Here is a 22,224-nt window from a genome sequence, read left to right as displayed (position 1 = left end):
TTAGGATGCTTTTTCATCCAATGTTTACTAAACGTAGTTTTTGTATAACTACGCTTAGGCTTAACCAATAAATGTTCATTTTTCAGGTAACTAAAGAAAGCGTCTCGACCTAAACTTATGCCTTGCTCTATGAATTTGGGTTTAAGTAGAAAGTATAATTTTCTTCCGCCTAAACGCGGCATAAAACGCCGTATTTCCAATACCATCGCTTTAACTGGTGCGAGTTCAATCGCACGCAATTTAGCTCTGCTCTCTCGTTGATATATCGCTTGTCTCGTTATACCAAGCAGCTTGCAAGCACGTTCTAAGCTAACTATTTTTTGCTTTTGAAGGCTTCTTGCTCCTTGGCAATATACTTTTTTCGAAGGCTTGTCCCATGCTCAGCGTCAAGAATATTAACCACTTCATTGAGTAACAGGTTACTTAAATGCTCATCTTCAAGCTCTCGTTCGAGGCGTTTTATTTTTTGAGCGGGACTTTCTTTGGCTTTAGGTGATGTAGGCATAGTTATCTTAGGTGATTGAGTCCAATCCATCTTACCGTGTTTTCTTAACCAAGTAAGCACGGTAGAACGACCTTGTATGCCATAAATTTTTTGGGCTTGTTTATAAGTCATATCGCCTTTTTCTACAGCGTCGACAACTTGTAATTTAAAGCCTAATGAATAATCTCGTTGTGTTCGTTTGATCGGTGTATTATTTGACTTGGTCATAATAAATCCTAAATGTGTAAACACATTTCAGGACGAGACAATATGTTAAAAAAGGGCGCGTAGGATACCAACTTGTATATAAATTTAAAGGGGATAAAGTGCGTTTGCATGAATTTCAAACGAATATATAAGCGAGTTAAATGACTGATGCCGATATTAATATCGGCATCGTTATATTTACTTTATTAGGCTTTTAATCGCTTCTAAGCCTTTTTTTAGGGTATCTGCATCGGTAGCATAGTTAATACGGATACACTCGTGCTTGTGCGCCCAATCATCGTTAATGCCGATAAAAAAGTTGTGACCTGGGATCACATACACGTCTTGCTCTTTAAGTTGTTGATACAACACCTCGCTTGTTATTTTTGCATCTTTAAACCACAGCCACATAAAAAATGCACCTTCAACTTTGTGCAAATAAACAGGCAGTTCGGCAAATACTTCGTCAAACAACTCAATTGCTATGTGTGCTTTATTACGATAAAAAGGCAGTACAACATTACGACACAGTGGCAGTAGTTCGTCGTCGTTAATTAAGCGTGTCACTAAGCTTGGGCCAATACTATTTGGCGATAAAACCATGCTGCCGTTTACGCGGCCAATTGCTTTAATAATCTCATTATTGGCAACCACAATACCGCTGCGTAAACCCGGTAGGCCCAGTTTTGAAAGTGACATACATAAAATAATGTTTGAGTTCCACGTTAGGTTTGCGTCGGTGTAAATACAACCTGGGAACGGATCGCCGTACGCGTTATCAATAATGAGTGGAATACCATATTGCTTAGCAAGCAAATCAAGGTGTTTTACTTCATCATCAGTAATTACATTACCTGTTGGATTGGTAGGGCGTGATACGCACAGCGCGCTTATGCTGTTGTCGTTTGCTAGTGTTTTTTCAACTGCTTTAAAATCAATGACGTATTTAAACTGTTTTGATGTGCTGCCTGTATTTAAAATTTCGATATCAGGCTTTATGGCAACAAACATATCAGCCGATAAACCTTGATCGGCATAACCTATATACTCTGGCGCGAGGGGGAATAAAATCTTTTTATGGCTGCCATCCGGCATTTCGCCTGCCAACATATTAAACAGCACAAAAAAGTTAGCTTGACTGCCATTACCAAGTGCTACGTTATCAGCGCTAATATCCCATGCGTACTCTTTACTTAGCTGGCCAGCTAATGCGGCTCTAAACTCGTCGTTACCGGTTGGGCCATCGTAAAGGCCAAACACCTGCGATACTTTATTGCTGGCAACAAGTTTTTGTAATTCACTTAAAAAAACCTCATTTACTTGTGGTACTAATGCGGGGTTACCGCCACCCAGCATAACAATATTGGGATTGTTACTGTTTTTAGCACCGCCTAAGTCTTCCATTAATTGGGTAATGCCGTTGGGTTGTGTAAATTTAGTGCCAAAGTTTGAGTAGTTCATAATGCATAGCGTTTGTTAATAATGGGGAGGGCAGTATAGCGTAAATATAGGGCTTAAATCCGATGATGAGAATAATTCAATGCTGAGATTTACAGCTAGTTAAAGTAATGTAATTCCTTATAAAACAAAGGCTAATTTAAGACTTTTTAACGCCGTATAAAAACTCTTCGCCGCAGTCCATATACAAATCAAATTTGGCCATGACTTTGGTGAACATGGGGGCGTGTAAAAACTCGTTTAACCATGCGCGTACATGCGTGTATTCACTTTGTAAGTACCAGTGTTTATCTACACGGGCAAACTGTCTAATAAATGGCAGCAGGGCATAATCGGCTAGACTTTTTTCATCGCCCATCAAGTATTTATGGGTGGTTAGTTTTGCTTCAAATTGCTTAATAAACTCTTCGCAGGCTTTTTGGTAATAAATTTGTGCCATGTCTTTTGTACGCGCATAAAATTTGTGCTTTTCGAGCACAGGTTTAAATTGCGTATCGTTTAGCTTAATTAACTCAAGCATGCGCTCAAGTGCTAATGGGTCTTGAGTATGCAGTAAATTATGCGGATCGTTTTGCTTTAAAGCCCACAGCATAATATCGAGGCTTTCATCTATAACTTGGTTATTAGGCAGTAATAAAACAGGCACAGTGCCTTTAGGCGATATTTGCAATAGATGCGGCGGTTTATTTTTAGTTTTTATAGCGCGTAGAAGTACTTGTTGCTCTGCCATTAAAATACCCATTCGTGCACGCATTGCGTATGGGCAGTGTTGTAATGAATATAATAATGGCAATGTCATGTTAGTTACCTTAGCTATTTAGGCCTTCAACATACTGCTGGCGGGTTTGTACTTTAACCAAGCTATTTAAGTGTTCAACCGCTTGTGTTTGCCCGTTAATTAAATCTTGAAAATGCGCAAGTAACACGGCTTTATCCAGTTTTTCTTTATCGCCTGAACCAATGTCGGTTAAATCAATCATAAACTCGTCAAATTTGTCGGCAAAGTCACTCACAATATCCATGTTTAAAAATTGCTCATGGTTATAAATACTTGGGTAGCCGCCTTTTTGCTTATCAATAGCAAAGCTAATACCTTTAACATTGGTAACGGTAGTTTCTTTTTTACAGCTCAGCATACAGCTTGCGTCAATACGTGGTTTTTTACATCCTACTGTTTGCTGGAAAAAACACTGTCGGCTAGTCATCATTAGTATTGGATGATAAATGCTGTACATCATTTTAAAGTTGTTAGGGCGTTTAATATTACGCATTTGTGGTTTGTTTATTTCGTTTGAAATAAACGCGCCTTTTGCGTTTAAATCTTCTTGTAGTGTTAGTAACGCATAAGAGTTTGTGGTGTTTAACAACGGGCCTGCAATCCAGTCAATACCCATTTGTACTGCTTTAAATGCAACGCCTGTGTTGTTACTAATAATAAGCTTAGGTTTTACAACCTCGAGCAAACGTACCGCTTCTTCAAAATCTTTACCAATTAACACCGCCGGAAACCACGGAATTAACTGTGGGTGCTCTAAAAATACATTAATGTATTTATCGTTATCGGTTCTAAAGCTCTCTGGTAATTTAAAGTAAACATCGCCACCTGTTAAATCACATAGATGAACGTCTTTTATGTCCGATATTAAAATAGAGAGTGTTGTTTTGTTGTCGGCTTTAGGGTGGTTTACTAGTTTTGGCAGTTCAACAGGGGCGAGGACGTCTTTGCCTTCGTTTAATAAAAACGCGACTTGCTTCTTAATACGGGCAAGCTCTTTAAACGGAATGCTCAAGTTGTCGCCTAAGTTTGAGTAATCCATATTTTTAATTTCAAAATTGGCATTACTAAAGGTTTTAAAGCGTTTATCAATAGCTGCAATATCAACAACCGATTTATCGGCGGTTTGCATAGGCATTTGCGATTGAACTTCAAAGCGTAGAGGTTGAAGGGCGCTTTGCTCTGCTAGGGTGTTGTCGTGTTTATCGTTTATTGTCAGTGTGACTGTAAATGGCTGGTTTAATTGGCCGCTAAACTCAAAGCGTAGTTCTCGTTTTGAAATATCTAAAAACTCAATCTTCTTTTTAACTAACGTATCAATGTCATTTTTTTCTGCGGCGAGTTCTTGTTGTGCATCGTAAATTTGCACAACCGAAATTGCGTTACTCTTTTCGTTAGCGTGATCAAAGCTATGGTCGCGCGGGTTGTCGGTAAACATGTTTTTTGTCATGTCACCTTGCAAAAACTTATTAGTGAAATTACGGTTAAATACTTTATATAAGCTTGAATCGTCTTCAATTAAATTACCTGTTTGTACAAAGGTATCTATTTGTTTGCGCCAGCTATCAATAACGGTATGAACGTAGTTAGCACCTTTAATGCGGCCTTCTACTTTTAACGAGTCAACACCCGCGGCTACCAACTCCGGTAAATCAAAATAGGCTGAATTGTCTTTTAAGTTTAATGGGTGTTTGTTACCCATAGCGGTTGGCTCGTATTCATCACGACATGCTTGTGAGCAACGACCACGGTTACCTGAGTTACCCACACTTACTGAGCTTGAATAACATTGCCCCGAAAACGCAATACACAATGCACCATGTACAAACACCTCGGTTAATACATCGCATTTGTGCGCTACGTCGGTCAATATTTTAATTTCAGTTAAGTTAAGCTCGCGCGATAAATTTACACGTGTAGCGCCAATGCGCGCTAAAAACTCAACCTGTGATTCGTTATGCGTAGTTAACTGAGTCGATGCGTGAATATGCAAAGTAGGAAAGTGCTTTTTAACAATGTTGAACAACCCTAAATCTTGCACAATAATGCCATCGAGCGTGGTATTTACGAGTTGGTTAAGTAGCTTAAATAGCGCGCCCATTTCGTGCTCTAATATAACTACGTTTAGCGTTAAAAATATTTCACAGCCGTATTCATGGGCTAGGCGAAGTGCGCCGTTAAGCTCATCAAACGAAAGATTAGACGCTCGGTTACGTGCATTAAAGGTATCTAATCCACAATAAACCGCATTAGCACCGGCTACAATGGCGGCTTTTACCGCGTTAACATCACCGCCTGGGGCTAATAGTTCAATCTTTCTACTCATTACAATGTCGCTTTGCTCATATTTAATTGCCGCGAATTTTATATGGTTAAGCACGTTAATGCTATTTATTGAGGGATATAATAAAGACTAATACCAATTCGCTTAATTAAGTGATCTATTTTGAGGCTGGAAAAACGTGTTGATAGCTAGGCAAAAAATTCGCTATTTAGTTGTTCTCGGCAATTGCTCCTGCATTGCTCTACCTTCTGCATCCATGCAGTCGTAAATGAGAATTTTTTAACACAGGTAGCGACACGTTTAGCCCCGCAAAATGATTAAGTATTATTGCGGATTGGTATAGAATAAAAGAGTGCATAAAATTACAATTAAGGTGGCTGATTTATTACGTAAACATGTAATAAAATGATAGTTTATAAGCAGGCAACACTTTCAACTTTACTTAGGCGAACCCCATCAGCAATCAAGATCTTAAACAGTTAGATACAGATTTAAACAGTGATGAATCTGGAATTATTAACACCCAACTAAAAATAGCCACATTTAACCTGTTTAACTATCTTGAGCCGCCCAATGCATACTATGAGTTTGAGAAAATTTATACCGCGCAGCAGTGGGCTAAAAAGCAGCGTTGGATTGTTGATTACTTAACAGAACACGCCCCTGATGTGATTGGTTTTCAGGAAGTGTTTAGTATTGACTCATTAAAAGAGCTAGTAGGCGAGCAAGGTTATAATTACTTTGCAGTAGTTGATACGCCAGAGGTGATTGACGACTTTATTTATAAACGCCCCGTAGTGGCGATTGCCTCTAAATACCCCATAGTTGAAGTGGCAGCGGTTGATCACGATAGTGAGCTTGCAAGTATGCTTGGCCTTAATAGTGAGTTTACTTTTAGTCGTAAAGTATTAAGAGCAACCATAGTGTTGCCGCACATAGGCAATACCGATTGTTATGTGGTGCATTTTAAATCTAAGCGGCCAATGATTAATGTTGACGAGCACAATAAAGAGCTTACGCCCGAGCAAAACATAATTGAGATTTTAAAAGCCAATTTAGCGGGTGGGTGGGGCTCAACGATTCAGCGTGGCAGTGAAGCCACATTGCTAATGATACAAATGATTGCTCGCCGCGAAGCTACGCAGCAACCAATGCTATTAATGGGGGACTTTAATAATGAACTTGCGGATGGCGTATTAAGTCATTTACTGACAAGTACGCTACGCTTTGCGCCTGCATTTGATGCTAAAACCTACCTCGCTAAATATTGTTTAAATGATTCATGGGATTTGTTTGTTAAGTCGCAGCTAAGCGAAGATGAACCGTCTAATGGTGAGGCAATGGCTAGCGATGAAATAAGCCATAGTGAAAGCCATAGCATTTTTGATTTAGCTGATGAAAACGAAGCAAAAAATGTTAATACAACTAAGCTTATGCCTTTAAGAGCACCAACACATTATTATGGCGCAAGCAGCTCCGTGCTTGATTATATTTTATTATCATGTGAGTTTGATGCCAGCTACCTTGGCAGTTTTTTTGAGGTGATTGAGTATAATACTTATGATCGTCACTTAATTAATCCCGAATTTGAGCGCGATGATTTAAGTACCGATCATGGAATTGTGTTAGTTACACTAAAACTAAGAAGTTAGGCTTGCTCTATGCATAATTATGCTAAAATTATAAATTAAAAGTATTCATATAGCAGCAATACTTGATGTATTGCGCCGGTTTGTATATTTTATCACCAGTCTTTTGAATTGTATTAATAATAAATTACTAAAATGGTAAATATGGAATTTTATACCTACTTGAATCATAAGCGAAATATGGATTTACCTTCGCAAATACATAGTTTCATTGTAAAGCGAATTTATAATTTTACATTTTTAGTGAAAGCTTTGCTTTTTGCTTTGTTTGTTAGCTTAAACAGCGCTTACGCACAAGAAACCACCTCATACAGTTTAACTAATGAATCTAATGCAGGGCTGCTAAAAAGAGCTGAATTACTTATAGATACTGACGTTATAACAAGTATTGAACTAAGTAAGTCGTTGTTGTCACAAGCGCAAAGTGCTGATGACACGTTACTCAGCGCAAAGCTACATAACTTGCTAGGTAGGGCGAATAAAAAAAATAACAATATTAATGCATCGCTCGAGCACTTTTTACAATCCTCTGTTTACTACAGCAAATTAAATGATTCACGAAACCAAATAAAGGCGTCTATTAATTATATAAATATATTATTAGAAGAAAAACGTTATGACGAACTTACTACCCGCATTGAAACTTTATTACCAACAACCCTTGTGTATGGCGATGACTTTTTTATAGCGCAAGTGCTACTTATTAAGGGAGATTCGTTTTATGGGCAAAAAAAGTACGATAACGCGAACGCGCAATATACATCTGCTTTAAAATACCTTGTTGACGAAGACGAATTAATACAAAGACAGTTAGGTGAAACGTATAAAAAATTAGCTCAGTCGTACAAACGCCTCAAAAATAGAGAGCAAACGGCTCACTTTTATACAAAAGCTTTAGAAATATACACAAGTTTAGGTGATTTAAAGCTAATGGCGCGTACTTTAAATACACTAGCAGAAGCACACCGTTATTTAGATAACTTAGTTTTAGCCCTTGATTACTCCACTCGCGCATTAGAAATACATAAAGACATTGACGATCCTGTTGGCTTTGCTAAAGCATTACTAGGGGCGGGTATTATTTATCGTCATATTAATCTTTATGAAAAATCACTTGAACATATAAATGAGGCATATTTATATTATAAAAAAGTTAATAACATGCTTGGGATTGCTAAAACATCAAATCAAATGGGACTGGTTTATACACGATTAAGGCAGTTTGATCAGGCCGAATTTTTCTATCAAATAACTATCGATTTGCCAAAAGGTATGGTCGAGGAAAAAACGCTCGCTTCAGCTTTAAGAGAAATGGCTGTTATTAACCTCGAATCTGGCGACTTAGCATCAGCGATGCAATATGCTAAAAAAGCTTATATCACTTATAAAAACAAAAACCTTACATCGTACATTTCTACAACAGCACGTATTATTGGTAATATTTATCGTGCCCAAGGAAATAACAACAAGGCTATAGAGTATTACAAAGAGTCATTGTCGTTTGCCAGAGAAACAGGTGGTAAACTTTATGAGATAAAGTCGCTTACTGCGCTTGCGGGCATTTTAATTGGTATTGATACAAATGAGGCGATTTCCTTACTGAAAAGGTCACTCGCTTTATCAACCGAAATAGATGATAAATTACATATGCTATATGCCTATCGTGAAATTCGAATAGCAGAAAAATTGCGTGGTCGTATAGAAGAGTCACTTCGTTATGCAGAAGAAGAAATAGCCCTAACCGATATTATTCAAAATGAAAGAAATGAAGATAAATTGGCGCTTGAAAAAGCACATTTACATTCGCACAAAATGGAAATAGAGCTTGAGACGTTAAGAGAAAAAGAAAAACGCCATCAGCTTGAGCTTGAAAAGAAAAATAATCAAATTGAAATCGCCGCCCAAGCTAGAGTTATATCAGAGCTAGAGCTATCAAAGAATAAATACGCCAGTATTGCGCTCGCATTTTTATTAGCCGCTTGTTTAGCTATTGTATTACTGGTTTATAGAAGTTTTATTGCCTCTAAAAAACGTAATGAAGAGTTAGACTATTTGGCAGCAAGAGACCCTTTAACCAATTGTTATAACCGTCGTATTTTATTTGAGGTTATGAATCGCGACTTTTTGGATTTACCTCAGATTGAAGAGTACTGTATTTTAATGGTCGATATTGATCATTTTAAAAGCGTTAACGACACCTATGGGCATAGCATTGGCGACACAGTACTTTGTGGCGTAGCCGAGCTTTTACAAGCTAATATACGTAAAAGTGATAGCGTGGCCCGTTTTGGTGGCGAAGAATTTTGTATTATTTTGCCCAACACAACTCAAGAGCAAGCAATACGTATAGCTGAGGCTATTCGTATTAAAGTGGAAAAAGCGACATTTGATGATATTCCTGTTACGTGTAGCTTTGGGGTTACGTCTATTAAATTTAAAGCCAGAACACCTTCTGAGTTAATTGAACAGGCTGATTTAGCTCTTTATGAGGCTAAGTCCTTGGGGCGTAATCAGGTAGCGTTATGGGATGCTTCGCTTGAAGAGTTTAAACTTTTTAGATCGGAGTAAACCCAGCAGTATACAGTTTAGTTTTGATGTTATTTTTTAAAATTATAACAAGTAAATTTTATACAATGCTGTGTGTTACTTACATATGTAATTAGGCTTATTAAATTAACCCTTTGAATATCAGTGTATTAACTTAGGCTTTAAAATTGCAATCAATACTAAGTTAAAAACAAAACAAGGGATTTAATAATGACTGAAGTTGCACTTTCGGCCTATTTGGCATTTTACCTCTATTTAATTATGTTGCTTGTACAGTGGGCTGTGGCTACGTTTAGCAAAGCTAAAGAACCAAATGCTGTACCAGGTAAAATTGACGAGGATTTATCGCACGACAGCTTTATATTTAGAGCACATCGTACGTTTCATAATACGCTTGAAAACAGTGCATTATTTATAGGTACGGTGTTATTTGCGTTTGTAATTAATTATCAAAGCCCGATTTTTGCAATGTGTATTTGGGTGTATTTAATTGCGCGTTTAATTCACATGGCGCTGTACTACGCTATAGCAACGGAGAAAAACCCAAGCCCACGTAGTTACTTTTTTTTAATCGGCGTACTTGCTAATGTGGTTATGCTGATAATGATAGGGTTAAGGCTAATCTCTTAATTTATAAAAAAGTTATAAAATTTATTTATAACGATAAAAAAAGCGAAGAGCCTCTAAGGCATCTTCGCTTTTTTGTTTAGGTAGCAGCAGAATATAAACCACGTCTACAGTAAGGTAATATTAATGGCTAATCGACGCCTATAAACCCACCCGTTTGGTGAGTCCACAGAGCGGCGTAAATCCCGCCTTTAGCGATTAGTTCTTCATGAGTGCCTTGCTCAACTACGCCGCCATCATCAAGTACAATTAATCTATCCATTTGTGCAATGGTTGAGAGCCTATGCGCTATCGCGATTACTGTTTTACCTGTCATTAAATCATCAAGGCTTGCCTGAATTGCTGCTTCTACTTCTGAGTCGAGTGCGCTGGTGGCTTCGTCGAGTATGAGTATTGGAGCGTTTTTAAGAAGTACACGTGCAATAGCAATACGTTGGCGTTGACCGCCTGAAAGCGTAACACCGCGTTCGCCCACTTGTGCATCAAAGCCTTTATTACCTTTGCTGTCGACCAAGTCGTTTATAAACTCAAGCGCCTTAGCTTGTTTGGTGGCGTTAATCATCTCATCGTGGGTTGCATCGGGGCGACCGTACAAAATATTGTCTTTTACTGAGCGATGAAGCAAGGAGGTATCTTGCGTTACCATGGCTATATATCTGCGTAGGCTTTCTTGGCTTACGTCTGTGATGTTTTGCCCATCAATTTTTATTGTTCCAGAGTCGGTATCATAAAAACGCAGTAATAAGTTAACAAGTGTTGATTTACCCGCGCCAGAGCGACCAACTAAACCAATTTTCTCGCCAGGTTTAATATTTAAGTTTAAACCGTTCATTACAGGGCTGCGATTAGTCTCGTTTGCAGCTTTTCCGTAATTAAAGTGTACGTTGTTAAACTCAATGGCACCTTGGCTTACGTTAAGCGTATTAGCGTTTGGTTTATCGGCAACTTCGATAGGGTTTGACAGTGTTTTCATACCATCGGCTACGGTGCCAATGTTTTCAAATAAGCTGCTTATTTCCCACATGATCCACTGCGCCATACCGTTTAATCTAAGCGCTAAACTAACAGCAACTGCAATGGCGCCGGCGCTAATTGCACTAAGTGACCATAAATAAAGTGATACAGCGGCAACCGAAAATACTAATAGGTAATTTAAGCTTTGAATAACAAAGTTTAAGCTGGTTACTAAGCGCATTTGCTTGTACACAGGCTGTAAAAATACATCCATGCTTTGTTTTGCGTATTGCTCTTCACGCTGGGTATACGAAAACAATTTAATAGTGGAAATGTTGGTGTAGCTATCAACAATACGGCCGGTCATTTCTGAGCGCGCATCGGCTTGTGAGCTGGCAATTTTTTTAAGGCGCGGTACAAAGTAAAGTTGCACGCAAATGTATAAAACCAACCAAACTAATAAAGGGATCATTAAGCGCCAATCAGCTTCGGCAACTAAAAATACCATTGAGCCAAAATAAACCACGATATACATTAATACATCGAGTAGTTTGGTCACTGTTTCGCGAACGGCTAAAGAAGTTTGCAGTACTTTAGTGGCTATTCTTCCTGCAAATTCATTTTGATAAAAGCTAACACTTTGGCGCAGTAAATAACGATGCGCTAACCAGCGAATCGACATAGGGTAATTGCCCAGTAATGCTTGGTGCAAAATAGCAGAATGAAAAAATACGACTACGGGCAATACCAGTAAGAGCATGACAGCCATTTTGATAAGTTCTGATTTTTGCTCTACAAACAAGGTTTCTGGTGTGTAGGCCGTTAACCAATCAACAAGTTGGCCCATGTAGCTAAATAAAGAAACCTCTAAAATAGCGAGCATGGCGGCGCTGATTGACATTAGCACCAACGACAATTCCATTCCTTTGGTGTAGTGACGACAAAAAGCAAATAAAGTAGAAGGCGGCTGAGTGGGTTGGTCCTCAGGAAATGCTTTTGTCATTTTTTCAAATAATCGATACATTTTAAAAACTTAAATGGCAAATAATGGTGAGTATCATACCATTTAAGTATTTTTAAATGCAGGTTTGTGGGGCATTAATTATGAGTGTTATTCTTATTTATTGCGTTGGGTTACTTAGGTTTATTCCTTCGCTCATGTATAAATCGTCATATCTGAGACCACCATTTCCGTAAGGCTTTTTAATTGGGCCTGTATTACAGTTTGCTAAAAAGTATATAAGAGGTTGTTCGCGCTTCATTCTAAATTGTGCATTTTTATATACCAGCGTTTGACTGTTAAACTCACCACCTTTTACGTAAACATCATATTGCTGACCTTGCTCTGAGGCTGCTGCGTTATTAACAACGTACCATACGTCGTACCAAGTATTTGTTTGCAGAGGTTTAGCTGACTGTTTTGTAGTGTAGTTTTGAATGTTGCTATATCCGCTGTCGGTTTTAACCATTAAAGCGCCATCGTTTACAAACCCGTTTGATTCTGTTTTATCGGTTACGCGAAGTGTTGGCTCAAAGGCATCGTAAGCATGTTTATTTATTAGCGCTGGAGAAAGGTTACTCAATCCAAAAGCATGGTTATTAGGAAACGCAGCCACGTTTATACGCATATAAAATGTGTAGGTGGCGCCAACTTCAACCGCTTGTGGAAGTTTTGTATAAGAAAGCGCTTTACGATTTCCTACAATGCCCTCAGCCGCAGGCTTTTTGAGTAAATAATGATTTGTTGATGCAGATGCTTGTTCTGATTGTATAACTGTTATTTGTGGATTTTTAACCTGTGGCTTAGTTTCATTTTGGGTATCGACACTTTGCCACTTGCTAAGTGAATTTTCAAAGTCATCAATAAGCAGCCAATCGCTCGATGTATTTTTTTGAATGGTTGAACACGACGCTAACGCGCTTAACAAACATAAAAGTGACATGTGTTTAAAATGCATAATTGGCTCTCAGTAAGTTTAGATATTTTTGGTTAACCAATTATTGTTTTGGCTATAACTTTAAAGTAAAGGTTATGTAACCAATTTAATGTTTTTATGTCAATCATTAAAAAAATAGGTATGGCGTGGGAATTGCGGAGATATAAAAATTATTATTCCATTCAGAAAATTAACCAGTAAACTTATCCATTAAAGCAACTCAGCAAATTTAAGCTGAGTTTAAAATAATTTAATAGTTAGGATGTTATATGTATACGGGTTCATGTTTGTGCGGTGAGGTAAGCGTTGAAGTGTCGGGCAGTATAACCAGCATTATTCATTGTCATTGTTCACTGTGCAGAAAAAACAGCGGGACTGCATTTGCAACCAATGGCTTTGTAAATACAGATGACTTCACAATAACTAAAGGGCAGGCACTACTTAGCGAGTATAGTTTTAAAGTAGGGCGTACTCGTTACTTTTGTAAATGTTGTGGCTCGCCGGTTTATAGTAGCAATAATGATGACAAAAGCAGAATACGAATTCGTTTAGGAATATTTGATAGCGATATTACTGAGCAGGTTTTATCGCATAATTTTGTTACGTCTAAAGCTAACTGGGAGAAGCTAGAAACAAGCTTACCGTGCTATGAAAAACATGAACCTGGTCGGTAAAGCGTTTTATTCAATGTGGTAAATGCTGTTAATACTTTTATAAAGGTCTGGCGCAAAGTTTATAAACACCGGTGAGTTTTGTATTTCATCAACGTTTATATGCATTAATGTTTGCTGGCTTAGTATGATCACTATATTTTTGTATTCGTTAAACTCTATTATCGCTAAGCACTTAAAATGTTGCCTTAAAAGTACTAAAAGCATTTGCAGCTCTTGGCCTGTTTGTGGGTTTAAATTAATGATTACTTGCGTATTTTGCTCACTGCAGCGATTTATATTTTGCCAAAAGCTATCGCTGGTTAAAAAAGGCTGATGATATTCACCACTAAAAATATCGATAGTGATTACGTTAAAGTGATCATGGCATTGGGTAATATATTGTTCGGCGCATTGTAAATAGCTGCTGTGCTTAATAGGTAACTTAAAGTGCTGGGCTGCAATTAAGGCAATGCTTGGGTTTATTTCTACCGTGTTAAATGTATTGATGGTGTTTATGTAATGCGTATTACTTTGTAAGTGATACATAATTCGCTCAAACCCTGCAGTGCCTAAACCTAAATTTAATATATTTAGTGTATCTACCGGTTTAAGTAAAAATAACATCATACACTGGTTTACAGGTACTATTACTTGCTCTGGGTGCGTAAGGTTCATAACGCCTTGAATTGTTATGTCTTCATTGGTTTTTTGTGCAAGCGTTAACCAACGGTATTCTTTATTTTGATACACGCATACGGGGCCGTATGCACTTTGCTGCGACTCAATAAGGTTACTTTTAATTGTATCTTCTTTTAGCTGACGCATAACTTAAACTATTAATATATACACAATGACAGTGTGCCACGAAAAACACATTTTTTTGTAGATTATTGTGTAACAAGGTTTGTAATTTAACCTCTAAATATAATATTGTATTAGCAATTAACCACTTAGACGTTATTCAAGGATTGGAAATGGGATTGATTTTAGGGCCTGCTGTTTTAGCGTGGTTTGCGGTATTTATCTATTCTTTACGATTAGGGTATGTGCTTATTTATAAAAATATGAGCGTATTAACCACAGTGTCTACTTTTGCAATTAGTATTGTTGGTATGTTGGCTTTTATGACGTATGGATATAGGCAGTTTGTAAACAATACCTCAGTTTGGGCATTTGAGATCCCAAGTTACTTTTTATTTAGCAAAATAGCTTTTATAGGTGTATTGAGTGGTTTTTTACTTAACTACTATATTAAGCCTGAAAATAGTTCGGAGTTTTTGAGCTGTTTTGCATTTGTATTAATATTTATGTTTTCTGCTGGTGTGCTTGCAAGCTTAGGAGGACATGAGGCCTTTTTGAAAGAATTTGATATTAAAACCACTCATTAAAAGTATGCACAATAAATTTTGGCCCAGTACATACTAAAGGTAGTGGGCTTTTTACTTTCCTAGTAACCTCTTGTAAATGCGCTTTAGCGTGCTCCTTTCTTCATCTACCTCAAATGTATTGCCATAAAATCTTAGTTAAGTAATGGTTACACTATAATAATTAGGAGCTAATAGATGCTTAAAACACCTTTAAAAATCACAACAACGTTACTTAAATTTACTGCAATTGCAGGCGCCTGCACACTTGCATTATCAGCACATGGGAAAACACAACTTCAATACACAGAACAGCAAAAATTACATGATATAGCAGCTCAAGTATCAGCCGAACGTATTGGTAGTGACATTCAAACGCTGGTGGATTTTGGTACTCGCCATACGCTTTCAGAAACTAAATCGGATACTCGAGGCATTGGTGCGGCTAGGCGCTGGATAAAAAATGAATTTGAAAAAATATCCGCGCAGTGTGGCGGTTGTTTGGAAATCATTGAAGTAAAGGACACTATATCGGGCGAAAAGCGCATTCCTAATCCTGTTGAAGTGGTTAACATTGTGGCTATTCAACGAGGGTCAAGCGAGCCTAATCGCATGGTGATTATGTCGGGTGATATAGATTCTCGTGTAAGTGATGTTATGGACTTTACGAGTGATTCACCTGGGGCAAATGATAACGCATCAGGTGTGGCGGGAGTAATTGAAGCTGCTCGTGTTTTAAGTAAATACAAATTTAATGGTTCGGTAGTTTACGCGGCGCTTTCGGGCGAAGAGCAGGGTTTGTTTGGCGGAAAAATATTAACGGCTTATGCGCAAAAGCATGACTGGCAAGTTCATGGCGTTTTAAACAACGATATGATTGGCAATATTACCGGTATTAATGGGGTAACTGATAATACAACTGCGCGTATATTTTCAGAAGGTACCCGTGTTGTAGAAACAAAAGAGCAAGCTAAGACTCGCCGCTTTACAGGTGGTGAAGTTGATTCGGCGAGTCGAAATTTAGCTCGTTACATAGATACTATTGCTGACAGATACATTCCTAACCTAGATACAATGCTTGTATATCGATTAGATAGATTTGGCCGTGGTGGGCATCATCGTCCATTTAATGATGCAGGTTTTGCTGCAGTGCGTATTATGGAAACTAACGAGCACTACGATCGTCAACATCAAGATTTACGCACTGAAAATGGCGTTGAGTATGGCGATACTATTGAAGGCGTTGATTTTGATTATACAGCTAAGTTAACTTCACTTAATGCGGTAACGATGGCATCTATGGCGTGGGCGCCCGCACCGCCAAAAGAAGTTAAAATAAAGGGAGCTGTTACAGCTGATACGTCGTTTTCATGGCAACAAAGCAGTGATGAAAATATTGCTGGCTATAAAATTTATTGGCGTTACACGAGCGAGCCGCAATGGCAGTTTAGTAAATACGTTGGTAAGGTTTCACAGTACACACTTAAAAACGTAGTGATTGATAATTATTACTTTGGTGTAGCCTCTGTTAGTAAAGACGGTGTTGAGTCGCCAGTAGTATTTCCGGGTGATGTGGGTTCGTTTGATCACAATATAAAATAATAGTTTGGCTAAAAACACAGCAAACAGAGCGCTTTAAGGTGCAAATGACCGTTTTATACTTGCACCTTATTTACTAAGCCCTTAGAGTGTTAAAAAAGAAGTAAAAGGTTAATAAAAATGCAGCAACAAGAAAAAAAGCCGTTAACAGCAAAAGAACAAGTTATAACTGATGAGCAAAGAATGCAGTGGCAACGCGAATGTTTTCAAACAGCGCAAAAGCATTTAGCCGAAAAGGGCATTATGCCAAAATCAGTAGTTGATAAAGACAGCCGTTTTTTAGCACCACTTTGTGCAATGTGGAAATTTAAAGCACAGAACGGTAAAACATATTGGGTAGTAACAGGGCGGTTACCTACAGATCATGCTGAAGTAAGTGCAGCTACAGATGCGCGTGATGCAATGCGGTATTTTTCTTTGCAGTGGCAATTAAAAGCGGATCAGATTATGAGTACAGGCGCGCGTGATAAAACACAAGTAGACTTTGCTAACTTACTTATAAATAGAGCACATGGCTTGTACGAAATGTATGATAATGAACCGCTGTGGGCAAATGAGACAAAATAACGACAGTTTGGGTTAAGTAAAAAAGTAGAGGGTGATAGCTTATTTATTGCCCTTTTCTTTATCTAATGGACAAGTGTAAAGGGAGTAGTATTAAACGCCGAAACGGGGCATTGCATACGTTGCCTAGGAATTCCCGCCTCCATAAATACATTCCCTTGCTGAATAAAGCCATTGCGCTTAAAACGTTCTACCTCATTTAAAATACAATTAATGCTTACTTCTTTAATACCTTGGTTTGACGCTAATTCAACAATAAAGTTGAGAAGCGATTTATATACTTTGCGATTACGGTGCTCAGGTAATACAGCTATTCTGCCGATTAAGCCATCTGTACATAATCTACCTGTTGCTATTGGGCAGTTTGCATCGTCTGTAACAAGTACATGTAATGCAATTTTATCTAGGCTATCAAATTCGATATGCTTGGGGATATGTAACTCGTAAACAAAAACTCGCTCTCGAATTTTTTGTAGCATATCTTTTTTTATATCCCATTCAACCTTATCAACCAGATAGCCCATTGCAAACTCCTATTGATACCAAATTAGAATGAGTAAGCAATCACAGCAAAATTATTTAAGCCAATATCAGATGAAAATTAAAAATTTTAACTGACCTGTATACATAATATTTTACGCTGTAAAATGCTCATCATTATTAATATAATTGGTATTATTACTCGTGGTCTATATTAAACCAGATCCCCTCATTAACAAGTGTAGTAAAAGTTTGAGTAAAAACTAAACTTGGCTTTGTTAAATTTAATGCTGAACTTTCAAAGTCAGTATGATCGGTAAGTAGTTTTACCGCCGCTAAGTCGGTTAACGGCATAGCGTAATTTTCGCCATTTACACTTAGTAAAACTTCTGTATCGAGTTGCTGATAAATAGCGCGTGTGCCACCTAAGCGTTCAAACACTGCTTCTTCATTACTTAAATCATCGCTTATTTGCTCTGACGTAAATGGAGGCTCTACTGGCGCTAAATCCATTTCATGTTTGGGCTGACTGAGTGTTGAGCCTAACCATTGTTTAAATAAATCGTCATTTTCTAAAAGTGCTGCCATCAGTGTTTTAACTTTATTAACTTCAAGGTTTGTAAGTTCACCTTTTGATTTTCTTAATGTGATGTTGTGATCGGTATAACGTTTTTGTCCGCTTTCGGTATCAATAATATGATCGGCAAAGCTCGACAATAAATCTTGTTGATTTGGCGCCCTAAAACCAACTGAATAATTGAGCGCGTTTTCTACAGCGTAACCTTCGTGAGGGCACCCTGGTGGAATATATAAAATATCGCCAGGCTCTAATATGCAATCGATTACGGCTTCAAATGCTTCTACTTGCAGTAATTTTTTGTTTTGAGCAAACTGCTTAAGTGTTGGATCGGGCAGGCCTACGCGCCAATGACGTTTACCTTCGCCTTGAATAATAAATACGTCATACTGGTCTAAATGTGGGCCAACACCACCATTAGGCGTTGAATAGCTAATCATTAAATCATCTATGCGCCAGTTTGGAATAAACCTAAATGGCTCTAGTAGTTGTGCAGCTTCGCTATGCCAGTGATCAACTGCTTGCACGAGCAATGTAGAATGATCGTCTGTTAATTGCTCAAAGTCTTCAAATGGACCTTGGTGCGTTTGCCAATCATTTTTATGATTGGTGATAATACGTGACTCTATGCTTTCTTCCATTGCGAGACCGGCAAGTTCATTAGCATCAAGTGGGTCTTGAAAATCAGCAAAACCTTGTTTGATTAAAAGCGGTTTCTTTTGCCAAAAATGGCTTAAAAACTCTTGCTCAGACAAATTATTTATTTTTAATTGATACATACATTATGCCTACTAGTTAGTGCAATGGGGTTAAAACAAAAAAAGCGAAAGGATGATCCTTTCGCTTTTTAAAAGAGCAATTTAGTTTTTAAACTAAATCATCAATAAACTCAACAGCACGACCAATGTAATTAGCAGGTGTTAGTTTTTTCATTTCTACTTTAGCGTGCTCTGGAAGGTCAAGACCATCGATAAAGTCAGCCATTATTTCTTGATTTACACGTTTACCGCGTGTTAAATCTTTAAGTTTTTCGTATGGCTTTTCAATGCCATATTTACGCATAACGGTTTGAATCGGCTCGGCTAGCAATTCCCAGTTTTGATCAAGCTCGTCAGCTAAACGTTGCTCGTTTACTTCAAGCTTGCTTACACCTTTAAGTGTTGATTGGTATGCAATAATCGCATAACCCATACCTACACCTAAGTTACGTAATACCGTTGAATCGGTAAGGTCACGCTGCCAGCGAGAAACTGGTAATTTTTGTGCTAGATGAGCAAAAATAGCGTTTGCTAAGCCTAAGTTACCTTCTGAGTTTTCAAAATCAATTGGGTTAACTTTATGCGGCATTGTTGATGAGCCAATTTCGCCAGCAATTGTTTTTTGCTTAAAGTGATTAAGGGCAATGTAGCCCCACATGTCACGGTCAAAATCGAGCAATATAGTGTTAAAACGTGCAATTGCGTCAAACAACTCTGCAATATAGTCATGCGGTTCAATTTGTGTCGTAAATGGATTTAGTGTTAAACCTAAGCTTGATACAAATTTATCTGCGTGAGTATGCCAGTCGTAATCTGGGTATGCACTAAGGTGAGCGTTGTAGTTACCAACAGCACCGTTAACTTTACCTAGCATTTCTACTTGAGCAATTTGGTCTCGTTGACGCTTCAAACGCATGTATACGTTAGCAAACTCTTTACCCATCGTTGATGGTGTAGCTGGTTGCCCGTGCGTACGAGTCATCATTGGAATGGCTTTGTACTCAATCGCTTTTTCTTTAATTGCGCTTAAAAGCTCATCGCAATAAGGAAGCAAAACCTTGTTACGTGCTTCGCTAAGCATTAAACCATGAGATAGGTTGTTAATATCTTCTGAAGTACAAGCAAAGTGAATAAATTCATTGATTGCATGAAGCTCACTGTTATCGGCTACTTTTTCTTTTAATAAGTATTCAACCGCTTTAACATCGTGGTTTGTAGTGCGTTCAATATCTTTAACGCGCTGTGCATCAGCTTCGCTGAAGTTATCTACAATAGCGTTAAGTAGTGCATTTGCTTGCTCGCTAAATGCAGGTACTTCTTTTATATCGCTTGCTGCAGCTAACGCTTGCAACCAACGCACTTCAACAATTACGCGGTATTTAATTAAGCCAAATTCGCTGAAAATACTGCGTAGTTCAGTGGTTTTGCTGCCGTAGCGACCATCCACTGGAGAGATAGCCGTTAACGCTGAAAGCTCCATAATAACTCCTAAATTTTAGTTTGAACGATAGTTAAATTTTTGATTTAGCAATGGCGAGTATTTTTCTTTTTGAAAAGAAAAAGTGACGGCGTTTACCGCCCATTTGTCGCCATAATACTGCACTTCTAACACCGGCTAGTAATAGCGCACGGATTTTATTTTGAGTGAGCTGCTGTTTTAATAACTCGGGTTTACCATAAACCTGTATTCGGTGCCCAAGGGGGCTCAGCACCGACGAGTATATATCTGCTAAGCCGGCAACAACACTCTCGTCGGTAATAGCAAAATGATCCAAACGACGATGAATATCATCAATTCGTTTGCCTAATTCGTTTAAGCTCTTGTCGTTTGCATTTAGTGCACGTTCAAGCTGCATTAAACCACCTACGTACTTTACTATTTCAACATCTTTTTGAGCGCCAGCAGTTAGCTGTGCCATTAATGTTTTATAGCCATCACGCAGGTTATCTGTACCTTGATAAACGTCCTCTGGTGATTCAGGAGATGTTTGAATAATACTTGAAAGTAAGATTTCTAAATCGTGTTCGTTGTTGCTGCCGTATTGAGCAATTTTTTGAACTTGTTTAGCAACCTGGCACATGGCGGCAAGCGCCATGACTTGGTATTCATTCATTACTTAATCACCGAGTCAATAATACCACCACCTAAACACACATCTTCTGCATAAAATACAGCAGATTGACCTGGCGTAACTGCTTTTTGTGGTTCATCAAATAATACACGAGCCATGCCGTCTTCACCTACAAGTAGGGTACAGCTTAAGTCTTCTTGACGGTAACGTGTTTTAACTGTGCAGCGAGTGGTACCTTTAGGGCCAACGCGGTCTACCCAATGTAATTGGTTTGCATTAAGACCATTACTGTATAGGCGAGGGTGATCTTTACCTTGACCAACAACAAGTACGTTACGTTCTAAATCTTTATCAACTACGTACCATGGTTCGCCAGAACCTTCCTTCATACCACCAATTAACAAGCCTTTGCGTTGTCCAAGCGTATGGTACATTAAGCCTTCGTGCTCGCCTACGTTGTTACCGTCAGTGTCTTCGATAACGCCAGGTTGAGCTGGTAAGAACTTTTGTAAAAAGTCTTTAAATTTACGCTCACCGATAAAGCAAATTCCGGTGCTGTCTTTTTTATCGTGAGTGATTAGGTCTTGTTCTTCTGCTATTCGGCGTACTTCTGGTTTTTCGATATCGCCTACCGGGAATAACGTTTGGCCAATATGTTCATGGCTTAAGGTATATAAGAAGTAGCTTTGATCTTTATTGTTATCAAGTCCGCGACACATTACGTATTTGTCATCGCGAAGCTCACGGCGAACGTAGTGTCCGGTTGCAATAAAGTCAGCACCGAGTGCTTGAGCCGCAAATTCTAAAAAGGCTTTAAATTTAATTTCTTTATTACACATTATATCTGGGTTTGGAGTACGACCCGCTTTGTACTCTGCTAAAAAGTACTCAAATACATTATCCCAATATTCAGCAGCAAAGTTTACTGTGTGAAGCTCAATGCCTAATTTGTCGCACACGGCTTGTGCATCTTTTAAGTCATCAGCGGCGGCACAGTATTCATCATTGTCGTCTTCTTCCCAGTTCTTCATAAACAGGCCTTCTACTTGGTAGCCCTGTTGTTGTAATAAATATGCAGATACAGAAGAATCAACACCGCCGGACATGCCAACAATGACTTTAATGTGACTATTTTCGCTCATGAATAATTTCGCTTATACAGATTGCTGTTAACTTGGAAAGGCCGCGATTATAGCATGTATTTTGTTTGTGCTTAAAGAGCGTAGGGCGGCAAA

At 38.3% G+C, this 22,224-nt stretch carries 18 protein-coding genes and 1 pseudogene; 7 read left to right on the top strand and 12 right to left on the bottom strand.

The window, feature by feature from the left end; genetic code table 11:
* The 4 genes and pseudogenes from QT16_RS20575 to QT16_RS08905 form a co-directional block, all read right to left on the bottom strand.
* Positions 1–712, bottom strand: a pseudogene (locus tag QT16_RS20575) (helix-turn-helix domain-containing protein); the annotation flags it as partial.
* 177 nt (positions 713–889) lie between these two features.
* Positions 890–2,152, bottom strand: coding sequence for a valine--pyruvate transaminase (locus QT16_RS08915; RefSeq protein ID WP_039488057.1), 1,263 nt, complete (start codon positions 2,150–2,152; stop codon positions 890–892).
* A 136-nt stretch (positions 2,153–2,288) separates the two neighbouring features.
* Positions 2,289–2,948: a glutathione S-transferase gene (locus QT16_RS08910; protein WP_039488055.1), complete on the bottom strand. Its 660-nt coding sequence runs from the start codon at positions 2,946–2,948 to the stop codon at positions 2,289–2,291.
* Positions 2,949–2,958: 10 nt separating this feature from the next.
* Entirely contained in the window at positions 2,959–5,250 is a 2,292-nt protein-coding gene (locus QT16_RS08905) for a peptidase U32 family protein (RefSeq protein ID WP_039488063.1), read from the bottom strand.
* Between the two features lie 506 nt (positions 5,251–5,756).
* Here QT16_RS08905 and QT16_RS08900 point away from each other — a divergent pair.
* The 3 genes from QT16_RS08900 (at position 5,757) to QT16_RS08890 (ending at position 10,034) form a co-directional block, all read left to right on the top strand.
* Entirely contained in the window at positions 5,757–6,860 is a 1,104-nt protein-coding gene (locus QT16_RS08900) for an endonuclease/exonuclease/phosphatase family protein (RefSeq protein WP_039488053.1), read from the top strand.
* A 177-nt stretch (positions 6,861–7,037) separates the two neighbouring features.
* Complete coding sequence (locus tag QT16_RS08895) at positions 7,038–9,425, top strand: tetratricopeptide repeat-containing diguanylate cyclase (RefSeq protein ID WP_039488050.1); 2,388 nt, start codon at positions 7,038–7,040, stop codon at positions 9,423–9,425.
* 189 nt (positions 9,426–9,614) lie between these two features.
* The gene (locus QT16_RS08890) at positions 9,615–10,034 is read left to right on the top strand and encodes an MAPEG family protein (RefSeq protein ID WP_002963227.1); all 420 of its coding nucleotides are present in this window, start codon (positions 9,615–9,617) and stop codon (positions 10,032–10,034) included.
* Between the two features lie 127 nt (positions 10,035–10,161).
* Here the strand turns inward: QT16_RS08890 and QT16_RS08885 are convergent, their stop codons facing one another.
* Together QT16_RS08885 and QT16_RS08880 are read right to left on the bottom strand one after the other, a co-directional pair.
* Entirely contained in the window at positions 10,162–12,009 is a 1,848-nt protein-coding gene (locus QT16_RS08885; RefSeq protein ID WP_039488048.1) for an ABC transporter ATP-binding protein, read from the bottom strand.
* A 97-nt stretch (positions 12,010–12,106) separates the two neighbouring features.
* Complete coding sequence (locus QT16_RS08880) at positions 12,107–12,943, bottom strand: hypothetical protein (RefSeq protein ID WP_039488046.1); 837 nt, start codon at positions 12,941–12,943, stop codon at positions 12,107–12,109.
* A gap of 248 nt (positions 12,944–13,191) precedes the next feature.
* On the opposite strand from QT16_RS08880, the gene QT16_RS08875 reads away from it, so the two are divergent.
* The gene (locus QT16_RS08875; RefSeq protein ID WP_007580188.1) at positions 13,192–13,596 is read left to right on the top strand and encodes a GFA family protein; all 405 of its coding nucleotides are present in this window, start codon (positions 13,192–13,194) and stop codon (positions 13,594–13,596) included.
* Positions 13,597–13,602: 6 nt separating this feature from the next.
* On the opposite strand, the gene QT16_RS08870 is transcribed toward QT16_RS08875, so the two are convergent.
* Positions 13,603–14,400: a class I SAM-dependent methyltransferase gene (locus QT16_RS08870; protein WP_039488043.1), complete on the bottom strand. Its 798-nt coding sequence runs from the start codon at positions 14,398–14,400 to the stop codon at positions 13,603–13,605.
* A gap of 149 nt (positions 14,401–14,549) precedes the next feature.
* Between QT16_RS08870 and QT16_RS08865 the strand changes: the two genes are divergently transcribed.
* The 3 genes from QT16_RS08865 to QT16_RS08855 all read left to right on the top strand — a co-directional run bounded on the left by QT16_RS08865 (position 14,550) and on the right by QT16_RS08855 (position 17,105).
* The gene (locus QT16_RS08865) at positions 14,550–14,963 is read left to right on the top strand and encodes a hypothetical protein (RefSeq protein ID WP_039488041.1); all 414 of its coding nucleotides are present in this window, start codon (positions 14,550–14,552) and stop codon (positions 14,961–14,963) included.
* A 174-nt stretch (positions 14,964–15,137) separates the two neighbouring features.
* Positions 15,138–16,541: a M28 family peptidase gene (locus QT16_RS08860; RefSeq protein ID WP_039488038.1), complete on the top strand. Its 1,404-nt coding sequence runs from the start codon at positions 15,138–15,140 to the stop codon at positions 16,539–16,541.
* A gap of 117 nt (positions 16,542–16,658) precedes the next feature.
* A complete protein-coding gene (locus QT16_RS08855; protein WP_002962716.1) occupies positions 16,659–17,105 on the top strand; it encodes a DUF4826 family protein in 447 nt (148 codons plus the stop codon).
* Between the two features lie 62 nt (positions 17,106–17,167).
* Here the strand turns inward: QT16_RS08855 and QT16_RS08850 are convergent, their stop codons facing one another.
* From QT16_RS08850 to mnmA, 5 genes are all read right to left on the bottom strand, one after another.
* Positions 17,168–17,626, bottom strand: coding sequence for a GNAT family N-acetyltransferase (locus QT16_RS08850; protein WP_039488036.1), 459 nt, complete (start codon positions 17,624–17,626; stop codon positions 17,168–17,170).
* Between the two features lie 154 nt (positions 17,627–17,780).
* Positions 17,781–18,938, bottom strand: coding sequence for a ribosomal protein uL16 3-hydroxylase (locus tag QT16_RS08845; RefSeq protein WP_039488034.1), 1,158 nt, complete (start codon positions 18,936–18,938; stop codon positions 17,781–17,783).
* An 88-nt stretch (positions 18,939–19,026) separates the two neighbouring features.
* Positions 19,027–20,397 carry an adenylosuccinate lyase gene (purB, locus tag QT16_RS08840; RefSeq protein ID WP_002962710.1) on the bottom strand — a complete coding sequence of 457 codons (1,371 nt, stop codon included), beginning with the start codon at positions 20,395–20,397 and terminating at the stop codon, positions 19,027–19,029.
* 31 nt (positions 20,398–20,428) lie between these two features.
* Entirely contained in the window at positions 20,429–21,031 is a 603-nt protein-coding gene (hflD, locus tag QT16_RS08835; RefSeq protein ID WP_033028400.1) for a high frequency lysogenization protein HflD, read from the bottom strand.
* A complete protein-coding gene (mnmA, locus tag QT16_RS08830) occupies positions 21,031–22,131 on the bottom strand; it encodes a tRNA 2-thiouridine(34) synthase MnmA (protein ID WP_002962705.1) in 1,101 nt (366 codons plus the stop codon). The genes hflD and mnmA overlap by 1 nt, the downstream gene beginning before the upstream one ends.
* Between the last annotated feature and the right edge of the window lie 93 nt (positions 22,132–22,224).

The sequence above is a fragment of the Pseudoalteromonas distincta genome, from assembly GCF_000814675.1.
Lineage (GTDB): Bacteria > Pseudomonadota > Gammaproteobacteria > Enterobacterales > Alteromonadaceae > Pseudoalteromonas > Pseudoalteromonas distincta.
The sequence above is the reverse complement of the archived record's forward strand: the minus strand, read 5'-3'. Positions and strand labels throughout refer to the sequence as shown.

Excerpts from the sequence above, each read along its gene's own strand:
- QT16_RS08915 (WP_039488057.1), bottom strand. The coding sequence starts at position 2,152 with ATGAACTACTCAAACTTTGGCACTAAATTTACACAACCCAACGGCATT.
- QT16_RS08910 (WP_039488055.1), bottom strand. The coding sequence starts at position 2,948 with ATGACATTGCCATTATTATATTCATTACAACACTGCCCATACGCAATG.
- QT16_RS08905 (WP_039488063.1), bottom strand. The coding sequence starts at position 5,250 with ATGAGTAGAAAGATTGAACTATTAGCCCCAGGCGGTGATGTTAACGCG.
- QT16_RS08895 (WP_039488050.1), top strand. The coding sequence starts at position 7,038 with ATGGATTTACCTTCGCAAATACATAGTTTCATTGTAAAGCGAATTTAT.
- QT16_RS08890 (WP_002963227.1), top strand. The coding sequence starts at position 9,615 with ATGACTGAAGTTGCACTTTCGGCCTATTTGGCATTTTACCTCTATTTA.
- QT16_RS08885 (WP_039488048.1), bottom strand. The coding sequence starts at position 12,009 with ATGTATCGATTATTTGAAAAAATGACAAAAGCATTTCCTGAGGACCAA.
- QT16_RS08880 (WP_039488046.1), bottom strand. The coding sequence starts at position 12,943 with ATGCATTTTAAACACATGTCACTTTTATGTTTGTTAAGCGCGTTAGCG.
- QT16_RS08875 (WP_007580188.1), top strand. The coding sequence starts at position 13,192 with ATGTATACGGGTTCATGTTTGTGCGGTGAGGTAAGCGTTGAAGTGTCG.
- QT16_RS08870 (WP_039488043.1), bottom strand. The coding sequence starts at position 14,400 with ATGCGTCAGCTAAAAGAAGATACAATTAAAAGTAACCTTATTGAGTCG.
- QT16_RS08865 (WP_039488041.1), top strand. The coding sequence starts at position 14,550 with ATGGGATTGATTTTAGGGCCTGCTGTTTTAGCGTGGTTTGCGGTATTT.
- QT16_RS08860 (WP_039488038.1), top strand. The coding sequence starts at position 15,138 with ATGCTTAAAACACCTTTAAAAATCACAACAACGTTACTTAAATTTACT.
- QT16_RS08855 (WP_002962716.1), top strand. The coding sequence starts at position 16,659 with ATGCAGCAACAAGAAAAAAAGCCGTTAACAGCAAAAGAACAAGTTATA.
- QT16_RS08850 (WP_039488036.1), bottom strand. The coding sequence starts at position 17,626 with ATGGGCTATCTGGTTGATAAGGTTGAATGGGATATAAAAAAAGATATG.
- QT16_RS08845 (WP_039488034.1), bottom strand. The coding sequence starts at position 18,938 with ATGTATCAATTAAAAATAAATAATTTGTCTGAGCAAGAGTTTTTAAGC.
- purB (WP_002962710.1), bottom strand. The coding sequence starts at position 20,397 with ATGGAGCTTTCAGCGTTAACGGCTATCTCTCCAGTGGATGGTCGCTAC.
- hflD (WP_033028400.1), bottom strand. The coding sequence starts at position 21,031 with ATGAATGAATACCAAGTCATGGCGCTTGCCGCCATGTGCCAGGTTGCT.
- mnmA (WP_002962705.1), bottom strand. The coding sequence starts at position 22,131 with ATGAGCGAAAATAGTCACATTAAAGTCATTGTTGGCATGTCCGGCGGT.